The 12,827-nt window shown below is 67.2% G+C and carries 14 protein-coding genes; 9 read left to right on the top strand and 5 right to left on the bottom strand.

What is annotated here, in order from left to right:
- The first annotated feature begins 115 nt into the window (after positions 1-115).
- From dapA to NP511_RS06930, 8 genes are all read left to right on the top strand, one after another.
- Entirely contained in the window at positions 116-1,039 is a 924-nt protein-coding gene (gene dapA, locus NP511_RS06965; protein ID WP_049964967.1) for a 4-hydroxy-tetrahydrodipicolinate synthase, read from the top strand.
- Entirely contained in the window at positions 1,036-1,803 is a 768-nt protein-coding gene (gene dapB / locus NP511_RS06960; protein ID WP_049964966.1) for a 4-hydroxy-tetrahydrodipicolinate reductase, read from the top strand. The genes dapA and dapB overlap by 4 nt, the downstream gene beginning before the upstream one ends.
- Entirely contained in the window at positions 1,800-2,636 is an 837-nt protein-coding gene (locus tag NP511_RS06955) for a 2,3,4,5-tetrahydropyridine-2,6-dicarboxylate N-succinyltransferase (protein WP_049964965.1), read from the top strand. Before dapB ends, NP511_RS06955 begins: the two co-directional genes overlap by 4 nt.
- Before the next feature lie 110 nt (positions 2,637-2,746).
- Positions 2,747-2,998, top strand: coding sequence for an AbrB/MazE/SpoVT family DNA-binding domain-containing protein (locus tag NP511_RS06950; protein WP_049964964.1), 252 nt, complete (start codon positions 2,747-2,749; stop codon positions 2,996-2,998).
- A gap of 6 nt (positions 2,999-3,004) precedes the next feature.
- A complete protein-coding gene (locus NP511_RS06945; RefSeq protein WP_049964963.1) occupies positions 3,005-3,385 on the top strand; it encodes a type II toxin-antitoxin system VapC family toxin in 381 nt (126 codons plus the stop codon).
- A gap of 46 nt (positions 3,386-3,431) precedes the next feature.
- Complete coding sequence (gene lysA, locus NP511_RS06940; protein ID WP_049964962.1) at positions 3,432-4,865, top strand: diaminopimelate decarboxylase; 1,434 nt, start codon at positions 3,432-3,434, stop codon at positions 4,863-4,865.
- Positions 4,866-4,962: 97 nt separating this feature from the next.
- Positions 4,963-5,793, top strand: a complete 831-nt coding sequence (gene dapF, locus NP511_RS06935) for a diaminopimelate epimerase (RefSeq protein WP_006650142.1) — start codon at positions 4,963-4,965, stop codon at positions 5,791-5,793.
- Between the two features lie 13 nt (positions 5,794-5,806).
- Entirely contained in the window at positions 5,807-6,976 is a 1,170-nt protein-coding gene (locus NP511_RS06930; protein WP_049964961.1) for a M20 family metallopeptidase, read from the top strand.
- Between the two features lie 29 nt (positions 6,977-7,005).
- Here the strand turns inward: NP511_RS06930 and NP511_RS06925 are convergent, their stop codons facing one another.
- From NP511_RS06925 to purB, 4 genes are all read right to left on the bottom strand, one after another.
- Entirely contained in the window at positions 7,006-7,269 is a 264-nt protein-coding gene (locus NP511_RS06925) for a hypothetical protein (protein ID WP_006650144.1), read from the bottom strand.
- Between the two features lie 82 nt (positions 7,270-7,351).
- A complete protein-coding gene (locus tag NP511_RS06920) occupies positions 7,352-7,768 on the bottom strand; it encodes an EamA family transporter (RefSeq protein WP_006181407.1) in 417 nt (138 codons plus the stop codon).
- On the bottom strand, positions 7,768-8,190 hold the full coding sequence (locus NP511_RS06915; protein ID WP_049964960.1) for an EamA family transporter: 423 nt from the start codon (positions 8,188-8,190) through the stop codon (positions 7,768-7,770). The genes NP511_RS06920 and NP511_RS06915 overlap by 1 nt, the downstream gene beginning before the upstream one ends.
- A gap of 78 nt (positions 8,191-8,268) precedes the next feature.
- Positions 8,269-9,654, bottom strand: a complete 1,386-nt coding sequence (purB, locus tag NP511_RS06910) for an adenylosuccinate lyase (RefSeq protein WP_049964959.1) — start codon at positions 9,652-9,654, stop codon at positions 8,269-8,271.
- Positions 9,655-9,831: 177 nt separating this feature from the next.
- On the opposite strand from purB, the gene purH reads away from it, so the two are divergent.
- Entirely contained in the window at positions 9,832-11,469 is a 1,638-nt protein-coding gene (gene purH, locus NP511_RS06905) for a bifunctional phosphoribosylaminoimidazolecarboxamide formyltransferase/IMP cyclohydrolase (protein ID WP_136396860.1), read from the top strand.
- A gap of 892 nt (positions 11,470-12,361) precedes the next feature.
- Here purH and NP511_RS06900 read toward each other — a convergent pair.
- On the bottom strand, positions 12,362-12,802 hold the full coding sequence (locus NP511_RS06900) for a DUF5518 domain-containing protein (protein ID WP_049964936.1): 441 nt from the start codon (positions 12,800-12,802) through the stop codon (positions 12,362-12,364).
- Positions 12,803-12,827 lie beyond the last annotated feature (25 nt).

The raw sequence follows: 12,827 nt of genomic DNA, 5'->3' as shown, positions 1-12,827 counted from the left end.
GCCCCCGTCCCGGGCACGCTTCGACCGCGCGTGATCGATTACAACGACCGATCGGAACCGATAGGACCTCCCGATCGGAGTTCGACACACGACTCAACGACACCACCACCATCACATGACTGCTATCGACCTTTCGGGCGTCTTTCCGGCGATGTGTACGCCCTTCGACAGCGACGAACGGATCGACTTCGAAACGCTGCAGACCGACGCCCAGCGACTCGAGACCGCGGGCGTCGACGGGCTCGTCCCGGTCGGCTCGACCGGTGAATCGGCGACGCTGACCCACGACGAACACGTTCAGGTCGTCGAGGCCGTCATCGAGGCCGTCGACGACGTACCCGTCATCGCGGGTACCGGTTCGAACAACACCCGCGAGGCGCTGGAACTGTCAGAGCGGGCCGCCGACGCGGGCGCCGACGGCCTCCTGCTCATCTCGCCGTACTACAACAAGCCCGAACAGCGCGGGCTGATCGAGCATTACCGGACGATCGCGGACGCCGTCGACCTGCCCCAGATCGTCTACAACGTCCCCTCGCGGACGGGCCGGAACATCGAGCCCGACACCGCCGTCGAGCTGGCGAGCCACGAGAACATCGCGGGCTACAAGGCCGCAAGCGGCGATCTGGGCCAGATCAGTGAAGTCGTCGAACGCACGCGCGACGAGGACTTCGCGGTGCTGTCGGGCGACGACGGCATGACCCTGCCGACCCTCTCGGTCGGCGGCACCGGGACGATCAGCGTCGCCGCGAACATCGAACCCGAGCGCACGTGTGCCATGGTCGGCGCGGCGCTGGACGGCGATTACCAACGCGCCAGGGAACTGCACCACGAACTCGGCCCGCTGTTCCGCGAACTGTTCGTCGAGACCAACCCCATCCCGGTCAAGGAGGCCATGGAGATCCGCGGCTACGGACCGGCTCGCCTGCGCTCGCCGCTCTCCCGCCTGGCCGACGAGTACCGCGCGGACCTCGAGGCAGTGCTGGCCGACCTCGAGCGCGACGAGACGGACGTCGCCGATCCGGCGGAGGGTGATCGATGACGGTCCGGCTGGGCGTCACCGGCGCGACCGGGCGAATGGGCCGGGAAGTCATCGCCGCGGCGGCGGGACGCGAGGACTGCGAGGTCGCTTTCGCAGTCAACCGTGACCCCGCCGGCGAGACGATCGAGGGCGTCGACATCGAGCCCGCGGCCGAGTTCGACTCGCTGGTCGCCGACCGCGAACCGGCCGCCGTGATCGACTTCACCGGCCCGGAGTCGGCCGTCGACTACGCCCGTGCCTGCGCCGACGCCGGCGTCGCCTTCGTCACTGGGACGACCGGCTTCGACGACGACGAGTACGAAGCTCTCGAGGACGCAAGCGAGGAGATCCCGGTCCTGCACGCGCCGAACTTCGCCCGCGGCGTGCAGGCCCTGCTCAACGTCGTCGGCGAGGCAGTCCGGAACCTGCCGGGCTACGACGTGGAACTCGTCGAGACCCATCACAACGCCAAGCGCGACGCCCCGAGCGGCACCGCCAACCGGCTGCTCGAGGAGATCGAGGCCAACGGTGACTTCGGCGAACGCGTTCACGGCCGCGAGGGCGAGGCCCCGCGATCGGAGTCCGAAATCGGGGTCCACGCGCTTCGTGCGGGCAACGTTACGGGCGAACACGAGATCGTCCTCGCGGACAACCACGAGGAGGTCCGGCTCACCCACCGCGCCGAGGACCGCGGGGTCTTCGCCGCGGGCGCGGTCGACGCGGCGGTCTGGATCGCTGGACAGAAGGCAGGGTGGTACGACTTCGCAGACGTGATCGGAGAATGAGCGCACTCGAACGCGAAATCGGCGAGCTGTGGGACCGCAAACAGGACGGCGACGTCAGCGCTGACACCGCCGGCGAGGACGAATACGCCACCCTCGAGGCCTTCCTCGACGCCCTCGAGTCCGGCGAGGTCCGGGCCGCCGAGAAGTCGGGCGACGAGTGGGAGGCAAACGAGTGGGTCAAGCAGGGGATCCTGCTGAACTTCGGCCTTCGGGAGATCCAGCAGTACGACCACGGCGACACGACGTACAACGACGTGCTGCCGCTTGCGGACGCGAGCGCGTACGGCGACCGCGGGAGCCGCAACACGCCCGACGGCACCGTCGTCCGGCAGGGCGCTCACATCGGCTCGGACTGCATCATGATGAGCCCGTCGTTCGTCAACATCGGCGCGTACGTCGGCGACGGCACGCTCGTCGACTCCTGTGACACGGTCGGCTCCTGTGCCCAGATCGGCGATAACGTCAAGCTCGGCGCGAACACCCTCATCGGCGGCGTCCTCGAGCCGGTCGAGAACGCGCCGGTCATCGTCGAGGACAACGTCTCGCTCGGTGCGGGCTGTCGCGTCACCAGCGGCTTCGTCGTCGGCGAGAACAGCGTCGTCGGCGAGAACACCCTGTTGACGCCGCGTATCCCCGTCTACGACCTCGTCGAGGAGGAGGTCATCTACGGGAAACTGCCCGCGAACCGCCGGGCTTTCACGCGCTTCGTCGAGTCCTCGATCAGCGACCACGACCTCTTCGAGGGCGGCGCGTACAAGCCCGCCGTCGTGGCGACCGACCTGGAAACGGAAACGCTCGAGGCGACCGAGCGCGAGGACGCGCTTCGGGAATAGACGAGCCGTGCCCGACGGCCTCGGACGAATCGCCGTGATCGCACTCGGTCCGGGGAAACCACAGGAGATCGTGGGAGGACTTTTGGTCGTTCCCCCAGTAGTGGATCGTAATGAGCAAACGAGCCGAAGCCGACGATCGAGGTCGCATCGTCATCCCCCACGAGATCCGTGAGAGACACGGCGACCGATACCGCGTCGTCGAACTCGAGGATCGGATCGAACTGATCCCGTTGAACGACGACCCGATCGAGGGCCTCCGCGATGCCGTCGGTGACGCCTTCGACGGCAGATCGATCGACGAGATCAAGCGCGAGGCACGCGAGAACGCTCGAACGGACGCGATAGACGACGCGAGTGACTAGGGTCAGATGATATACGCCGATATCGACTTCTTCATCGCGTTGGTGAAAGACGACGACTGGCTGCAGGATCGGGCAGCCGAGATCGCGCTCGAGAACGAGGGGGAAATCTACACCTCGCGGGCGACGCTGCTCGAACTGCTCGTGATCTCGGACCGGTTCGAGTTCGATCGGATGGAAGCGCTCACGTCCGCGCTCGAAATCGCGACTATCCCCGAAGACGAGGACGTCCTGTTTCAGGCGGCGGACTATATGGAAGAAGACGGTCTCACAGCCTTCGATGCGTACCACGTCGCCTACGCGGAGGCAGATCCGATCGTTTCGTCGGACGAATCGATCGACGACGTGACGGACGATCGGATCGCGATAGAAGAACGGGAATCGGAGTAGCGGAGAACCCAAACGCTTGAATCCTCTCGCTCACTTTGAGGTACCAATGACTGACGCCGCGGCTTCGGTGCCCGTCCGCCGCCTCTCCGACTGGGACGCGGCCGAACTACACACGCTCGTCGAGGACTACGGCTCGCCGCTGTACGTCCTCGATCTCGAGCGGGTCCGGGAGAACTACCGCCGCCTCGAGACCGCCTTTCCCGACGCCGAGATCCTGTACGCGGTGAAAGCCAACGCGCTGGGGGACGTTCTCTCGACGCTCCACGAGGCGGGGGCGGGCCTCGAGTGTGCCTCCGCCGGCGAGGTCCAGCGCGCGCTCGAGGCGGGCGCGGCCGGGTCGGAGATCCACTACACGGCGGTCAACCCGCCGGCGCGGGATCTCGACTGGATCGTCGACGCCTGGGCCGACGAGCCGGAGCTGACCGTCACCGCCGGCTCCACGGACACGATCGATCGCCTCGAGGAGCGCGGCTACGACGGCCGGCTCTGCCTGCGCGTGAATCCGGGCATCGGCGCGGGTCACCACGAGAAGGTCAAAACCGGTGCGGCCGCGAAGTTCGGCGTCCCCGCCGAGCGGGCCGTCGACGTGCTGACCGACGCCGCCGACCGCGGCTTCGACGTCGTCGGGATCCACGCTCACGTCGGCTCCGGCGTCTCGAGCGACCAACTCGAGGCCCACCGGGAGTTCGTCGCGCGGATGGGTGATCTCGCGCGGGACGTGAGCGAGGCGCTACGCGCCTCGGATAGCCGAACGGGGAGCGAAGCGACCCGTGAGGCGCGCGAGGCCGTCGGCGGCCTCGAGTTCGTCGACGTCGGCGGCGGCTTCGGGGTGCCCTACCGCGAGGACGAGGGCCCGCTGGATCTCGAGTCGGTTGCCAACGCGACCCGCGAGGCGCTGGGTGACGTCGATGCCGACCTGACGATCGAGCCCGGCCGCTACTTCGTCGCGGACGCGGGCGTGTTGCTGACCGAAGTGAACACGGTCAAGGAAGCCCGCGAGACGACCGTTACCGGCGTCGACGCCGGGATGACGACCCTGCTCCGGCCGGCGATGTACGACGCCTACCACCCGATCCGAAACCTGACCGCCGAGACGGCGGGCGACGGCTCGAGCGATCGCGATGCGACCGACGCCGCCGGGCGCGAGATCGTTCCGCAGACCGTCGCCGGCCCCATCTGCGAGAGCGGCGACGTTTTCTGTGCCGAGCGTGAACTACCAGCAAGCGAACGTGCGGACATCCTCGCGATCGGCAATGCGGGGGCCTACGGCTACGAAATGGCGAACCAGTACAACACCAGACCTCGACCCGCGTCGATCGTCCTCGCGGACGGCCAGGCGCGACTCGCCCGCCGTCGTGAGACGGTCACCGACGTGACCCGCCCCGAACGCGAGGCGCGGGGCGTCTCGGATACCTCGAGCGGTGCGAGGCGCGACCGAAGTGAGCGCCTCGATGAAAGAGCGGGGCGGAACGACCCGTGAGCGAGTCACCGCGAGAGCGCGAGGCGAGCCATACTGCACCGGCGGATCGAAAGAACGACCACGACCGAGCGACCGACACCGACAACGACCAAGTACGATGAGCGTCCCATTCCAGAAGTACCACGGCACCGGCAACGACTTTCTAATCATCCAGGCTGACGAGTACGTCCCCAATCGGGGTGCGCTCGCCGAACGCGAGTGCGACCGCGACGACGGCGTCGGTGCCGACGGGATCCTCTATCTCGCCCTCGAGGAGCGGTTCAACCCGCCCCGCGTCGTGATGACGCTGGTCCAGCCCGACGGCGCGACCGCGCCGATGTGTGGCAACGGCGCGCGCTGTGCGGCCGACTGGGCCATGGATCGGACCGGAGCCGACAGCGTCATGATCGACACGCAGGCCGGCACCCTGCGCGCGGACCGGACCGACGACGGGATCATCATCGAGATGGGGACCCCGACGTTCGACCCCGAAGAGGTCCCCGTCAGGGCCGACGAACCGGTCTTCGAGGAGGAGATCGAAGGCCTCGAGGTGACGATGGTCAACACCGGCGTTCCCCACGCCGTGAGCTTCGTCGACGACGTCGACGACGTCGACCTCCAGACCGTCGCGCCGCGGGTCCGCTATGCCGACGCGTTCCCCGTCGGGACGAACGTCACGATCGCCAGCCCCGACGGCGAGGGCGGCTTCGACCAGCGGACCTACGAACGCGGCGTCGAGGACGAGACCGACTCCTGTGGCACCGGTGCGGTCGCCATCGCGGTCGTCGCGCGACGGCTCGGACTGACCGACGCCGATCCGGTCGAGGTCCGACCGCCGGGCGGGGACCTGCAGGTGAGCTTCAACGACCGAGGGAACGCGACGCTCGCCGGCCCCGTCGAACACGAGTTCGACGGCGAGGTAGCCGTCCGATCGCCGACCGAACTGTGAACGGGAGCCATCGATGAGCGGGGACGAGCCGACCGCGAGCGGCCCCGACGGCGACGGCGAGTTCGACCCCATCGCGTTCCTCGAGACGGCGGTCCAGCACGCCTCCCACGAGGACGTCGGCCCGATGCGGGCGTTCCTCCGTGAGACGCTCGAGACCCACGGGGTCGACCCCCGCGTCGACGACGCCGGAAACGTGCTGGCGAGTCGCGGACCGCCGGCGGCCGACGCCGACAGCCACGTCGTGTTGAACACCCACATCGACACGGTCTCGCCCCACGTCCCTTACGAGCGCGACCCGGATGCGCCCGAGGCCGACGGCGGCGAGGTGATCCGCGGACGGGGCTCCTGTGACGCGAAGGGACCGCTCGCGGCGCTGTTGTCGGCCTTTTTCGCGGTCGAGCCGACCGATGACCGCGTCACGCTCGCGGTCACCCCCGACGAGGAAGTCCTCTCGACGGGCGCGTACGCGCTCGTCTCCGGCGAGGCGTCGCCCACCGCGGACGCCGACGCCGTAATCGTCGGCGAACCAACCGATCTCGACGTCTGTACGGCCGCCAAGGGCCGGTTCCAGGGAACGATCCACCTTTCGGGTGCCAACGCCCACGCCGCCGAACCCGAGACCGGAACCAATGCCGTCGCCGCCCTCGAGGGCGTCCTCGAGGCGGTCCGGACCTTCGGCGAGCGCGCCGACGCGCCGCCGACCCATCCGCAACTCGGTGCGGCGACGCTGACTCCGACCGTCGTCGAGGGCGGTGAGGCGACGAATCAGGTGCCGGCAGACGCCGCATTGACCGTCGACCGCCGGAGCGTCCCCCCGGAGACGGCCGACGAGTTCCACGAATCGCTGACCGCGCACCTGCGGGCTGCCGTCCCCGACGATGTCGGCCTCGACTTTCGCTTTACCGACCGACCGACGCCGTTCCTCGAGGCCTGGGACACCGATCCCGACGCGCCGGTTGCGCGAACGCTTGCGGACGCCGCTGGCGGCGAGATCCGACCGTTCACCGCGGCGACGGAAGCGTCCTACTTCGCCGCCGACGCCCCAACGGTTGTCTTCGGCCCCGGCGTCCTCGCCGACGACGAGGGGGCCGTCGCACACGCGCCACGGGAGTACGTGCGGCTCGAGGCCGTTCGGAAGGCTGCCCGAGCGCTCGAGGCGACGCTATCGGAACTGGTCGAATAGGGCGGTACGATTCGATTCTCTGCGCGGCGTCAGGACAGCAACGTGAGGAGTCCCCCGAGAACGGTGAGGATCGCACCGACCGTCACGACGGTTACTACCCGGTCGTCGGGGATCGAGGGATCGTCGGCGATCGTGACCTGGTAGGCCGTCGCCAGTACCATCCCGACGCCGCCGATCGAGAGCAAAACGGCCGGAATGGAGGTGGTCCCCGACGCGAGCGTCGACAATCCCATGAAACCGAGCGTGCCGCCGATAATGGCCATGGACGCGTGATAGCGGAGTGCGGTTCGCATGTGTGTCAATTGGCCCGGCACGCACAATAACTGTTTTCTCGGTGAACTGTTCGCCCGTCGTGACGGTGTCTCGTCCCCGGCGTCAGACCGACATCAGCGCGATCGCGACCACGCTCAGTGCGATGGCGGCGAGTTTACGCGGTGTGACGGTCTCGTCGAAGGCGACGATCCCGATCAGGGAACTGACTACGATGAACAGGCCGTAAATCGGGACGACGATGCTCACCGGGCCGAGCGCGAGCGCCCGGTAGTAGGTCAGCAATCCGATCGTCAGCAACACGCCCATCGCGAGGATGTACGGGGTGCGGGGGTGGTGCAGATACGGCCGCACGGGGTGGCCACGATAGCGGACGACGAGGCCGACGGTGACGAACATCACCGAGTTCGAGAGGAACACGGCGAGGGAACTCGGCAGATCGGTCATCGCGATCGAGAGCAGCGGCGCGACCAGACTGTAGGCCAGACAGGCGAGGACCGATAGCTCGAGGTATCGGCGCATTATTCCTCACCTCCCGCGGCGAGGTAGATCGCCGCCGTCGCGACGGCGATCCCGGCCGCCCGCGTCGCGGTCAGTTCCTCGCCCAGTGCGGCGATACCGACGATCGAACTCCCGACGATAAAGAGGCCGTAAATCGGCACGACGACGCTGACCGGTCCCTGCTCTAAGGCCTGATAGTACGCGAGGATCCCCGTCGAGAGGAAGAGGCCGGCGACGTAGACGATCCCCGCCGAGGGCGTCGTCACGTCGGCCGGCTGGCCCGTCCCGGACACCAGGAGGACGACCGCCGTCAGACAGAGGAAGATCGTCGTCGAGAGAAAGAGCGCGACCGCGGGCGGAACCTCCTTCGTCACGAAACTCGTCAGCGGTGCCATCAACCCGTACGCCACGAGGGCGACGATCACCCAGAGCAGATACTCCATACCGACGGTCCCTCGAGGGGGACCTATACAGTCACGGTCTCGGAACGGCGTGCCGGAGCCCCAGTCCGGGAGGGCGTCTCACTCGAGGCCGTCGACCAACTCGCTCGCCATGCCCGTGTACCCGGCCGGCGTCAGCGCGTGCAGTTCCTCGCGGACGCTCTCATCGACCTCGAGGTCGTCGAACATCTCGCGGAAGTCCTCGAGGGTGACGTCCTTGCCCCGGGTGACGGCCTTGACGCGCTCGTAGGCGTCTTCCTGGCCCTCGCGCCGGAGGACCGTCTGGACGGCCTCGCCGATGATCTCGGGGGTGGCCTCGAGGTCGTCGCGCATGACCTGCTCGTTCGGCACGACCTTCGAGAGGCCGGCGGCGGTCTTGCCGTAGGCGATCAGGCAGTGGGCGAAGGCCCCGCCGATGTTTCGCTTGACCGTCGAGTCCGAGAGGTCCCGCTGGAGCCGGGAGGTGGTGACGTAGTCGGCGAGGAAGGTCAGATCCGAGTTCGCCTTCGAGAGGTTCCCCTCGCTGTTCTCGAAGTCGATCGGGTTGACTTTGTGGGGCATCGTCGAGGAGCCGGTCTCGCCCTCGACGGCCTCCTGTCCGAGGTAGCGATCGGAGACGTAGAGCCACATGTCCAGATCGAGATCGAGCAGAACGTCGTTGGCCCCGCGGAACGCATCGAACAGCGCCGCGAGGTCGTCACAGGGGTTGACCTGCGTCGTGAGCGGTTCGAACTCGAGGCCCAGTTCCGTGACGAACGCCTCGGCGAAGTCCTGCCAGTCGACGTCGGGATAGGCGGCGACGTGGGCCGCGTAGGTACCCGACGCGCCGCCGAGTTTGCCGCGCAGGTCGTCGGTCGCTTGCCGGATTCGGCCGGTCGCACGACCCAGCCGCGAGGCGTAGACGGCCATCTCCTTGCCGAAGGTCGTCGGCGTCGCTGGCTGGCCGTGGGTCCGGGCCAGCATCGGGAGGTCGCGGTAGTCGCGAGCCATCTCGGCCAGCGTGTCGCGGACGCCGTACAGTTCGGGCAGCAACACCTCGTCGACGGCGTCGCGGACCAGCAGCCGATGGGCGAGGTTGTTCACGTCCTCGCTGGTCAGCCCGAAGTGGATCCACGCCGAAGCGTCGCTGCCCTCGGGCAGTCGGTGGCGCACGAAGTACTCGACGGCTTTGACGTCGTGGTTGGTCGCCTCGAAGCCGGCGTGGCCCTCGGTCTCGAGTTTCTTGATCAGTTCGGCGTCCTCCTCGGCGAAGTGCTTGTAGAGCCCTCGTAGCTCCTCGCGTTCCTCGAGGCCGAGTTCCAGCGGCGTCGCCTCGAGGTCGGCGAGCGCGATCAGGTACTCGACCTCGACGCGAACGCGGGCCCGCATCAAGGCGGCCTCGCTCGCGTACGGCGACAGCGGTGCGGTCCGTCCGTCGTACCGACCGTCCAGCGGCGAGACGGCGTACAGGGCGTCGGTATCGGTCATTGTGCGACTCTTTCCAGCGCGGTGCAAAAGCGTATCGAAACCGCGACCCACACAGGGCCACGAGCGTGTATATCTCGAGGGCCCGATTCGGAAATACTACCGGAATAATACACGTCCGTGCATATCACGGGGATCGAGACCGCAACGGCTTTGCCCCTCGCGGGCGGGCATCCGACCATGACGCGAATCGCCGGGATGGCCGGCAACCGAGGGCGCAACCTGTTGAACATCGCAGACCGAGCGCCGGGCGGGGCCGCGTTCGCCGTGATCCTCGCGACCGATCCGGACGCACCGGTGCTGGAGGGCGCGGCCGAGCGCGGGATCCCGACCGAAGTCGTCCCGCTCGAGGACGACATGGACCGCCGCGATCACGAGGAGGCGGTCCTCGAGGCTCTCTCGGACTACGAGTTCGACCTCGTCTGTCTGGACGGCTACATGCGGATCCTCTCGGAGACGTTCCTCGAGGAAGCACCCACCACGCTGAACGTTCACCCCGCCCTGTTGCCGTCGTTCCCCGGCATGGACGCCTGGGGCGACGCGCTCGAGGCGGGCGTCTCGGTCACGGGCTGTACGGTCCACGTCGTCACGGACGCGACCGACGAGGACGGCGCGGTCGTCGAGGACGATGTCGACGCCGGTCCGATCGTCACGCAGGAGCCGATCCCGGTCTACGAGGGCGACGACGAGGCCGACCTCAAAGAGCGAGTCCTCTACGAGGGCGAGTTCCGCGCCTACCCGCGGGCGGTCAAGTGGTTCGCTGAAGGTGCAGTAGACGTCGACCTCGAGGCGGGCGAGGTCACTGTCGATGCTGACGTGGCCGGCGTCGACGACGCCGATCACGATGGCTTGCCGAGTCGGCGCGTCGTCTCGGACGATCGCGCGGACACGCTCCGCTACGGGGAAAACCCCCATCAGGATGCGGCAGTCTACACCGACTACACCACCGACGAGGCCAGCGTCGTCCACGCCGACCAGTTGAACGAGGGTGCGAAGGGGCTCTCGTACAACAACTACAACGACGCCGACGGCGCCCTGAACCTCATCAAGGAGTTCGACGAGCCCGCAGCAGCGGTCATCAAACACACCAACCCGGCGGGCTGTGCGACCGCCGACTCGCTCTCTGACGCGTACGAGAAGGCCCTCTCGACGGACCCGATGAGCGCCTTTGGCGGCATCGTCGCGCTCAACCGGGAGTGTGACGCCGCCACCGCGGAACAGATCATCGACTCGTTCAAGGAAGTCGTCGTCGCGCCCGGTTACACCGACGACGCCCTCGAGGTCCTCTTCGAGAAGGACAACCTGCGCGTGCTGGACGTGGGCGAACTCGGCGAGCGGACCGAGCGCTTCACCGAGAAGCCGCTGGTCGGCGGTCGACTGGTCCAGGAACGCGACCTCCAGTCGATCGCGGCCGACGACCTCGAGGTCGTCACCGAGCGCGAGCCCACCGACGAGGAACTCGAGACGATGGTCTTCGCGTGGCAGACCCTGAAACACGTCAAGTCCAACGGCATCCTCTTCGCCGACGGCACGGAGACGGTCGGTATCGGCATGGGACAGGTCTCCCGCGTCGACGCGGTCCGACTGGCGGCGATGAAGGCCAACGAACACGCCGAAGGAAAGGACGCCGAGGGCGCGGTGATGGCCTCGGACGCGTTCTTCCCGTTCCCGGACGGCATCGAAGAGGCCGCCGAGGCGGGCATCGAGGCGGTGATTCAGCCCGGCGGCTCGGTCAACGACGAGGACGTGATCGAGGCCGCGGACGAACACGGGATGGCGATGGCGTTTACGGGTCAGCGGTCGTTCCGGCACGATTAGAACCGCGAGCGAACGTAGTGAGTGAGCGGCTTTTTGGTCCAGGTTTTTGCACGAGGGGTGAGCGACCATCGGGAGTGAACCCGAGTGGAAAAAGGTGGATGCCGCGATGGCGTTTACGGGTCAGCGGTCGTTCCGGCACGATTAGAACCGCGAGCGAACGTAGTGAGTGAGCGGCTTTTTGGTCCAGGTTTTTGCACGAGGGGTGAGCGACCATCGGGAGTGAACCCGAGTGGAAAAAGGTGGATGCCGCGATGGCGTTTACGGGTCAGCGGTCGTTCCGGCACGATTAGAACCGCGAGCGAACGTAGTGAGTGAGCGGCTTTTTGGTCCAGGTTTTTGCACGAGGGGTGAGCGACCATCGGGAGTGAACCCGAGTGGAAAAAGGTGGATGCCGCGATGGCGTTTACGGGTCAGCGGTCGTTCCGGCACGATTAGAACCGCGAGCGAACGTAGTGAGTGAGCGGCTTTTTGGTCCAGGTTTTTGCACGAGGGGTGAGCGACCATCGGGAGTGAACCCGAGTGGAAAAAGGTGGATGCCGCGATGGCGTTTACGGGTCAGCGGTCGTTCCGGCACGATTAGAACCGCGAGCGAACGTAGTGAGTGAGCGGCTTTTTGGTCCAGGTTTTTGCACGAGGGGTGAGCGACCATCGGGAGTGAACCCGAGTGGAAAAAGGTGGATGCCGCGATGGCGTTTACGGGTCAGCGGTCGTTCCGGCACGATTAGAACCGCGAGCGAACGTAGTGAGTGAGCGGCTTTTTGGTCCAGATTTTTGCACGAGGGGTGAGCGACCATCGGGAGTGAACCCGAGTGGAAAAAGGTGGATGCCGCGATGGCGTTTACGGGCCAGCGGTCGTTCAAACACGACTGAGCGCGAGCGCGACCAGCACTTCTCACATCGTGATTCCGGCCGGGCGCAGCCAGTGGGTCTTCGCGCGCAGCCAGCCGCCGACCCGCGCGCCGATGGCGGCGAGTACGACGGCTATTCCGAACAGCAACGCGGTAAACAGCGTTAGAAAGCCGACGGCGGCTGCGCGCGCCAGCACCGACGGTTCCACTTCGGTCGCGATGAAGACCAGGACGTCGGCGACCATCCACAGCCCCGGCAGCACGCCGATGACGCCCGCTCTGTTCGCGGCTCGAGCGCGCGCCGACGGGTCGGCGACGAGATAGCCGGCGATGAGGCCGGCGACGAACACCGGACCGAGCGCGAGTTCGCTTCCCGTCCGGACGTAGGCGGCGGTCGTGAACGGGAGGGCGGCCACGCCACCGACGAGTCCGGCCCGCCAACACTCGTCCTCGAGCAGCGGTCGAAGGGACAGGGTGGGGCTCATGGTCGACTAGTCCGCGGCCCGCCGT

Source organism: Natrinema thermotolerans, from assembly GCF_031165565.1.
Classification (GTDB): Archaea; Halobacteriota; Halobacteria; order Halobacteriales; family Natrialbaceae; genus Natrinema; species Natrinema thermotolerans.
This window is presented reverse-complemented; position numbering and strand designations above follow the sequence as displayed.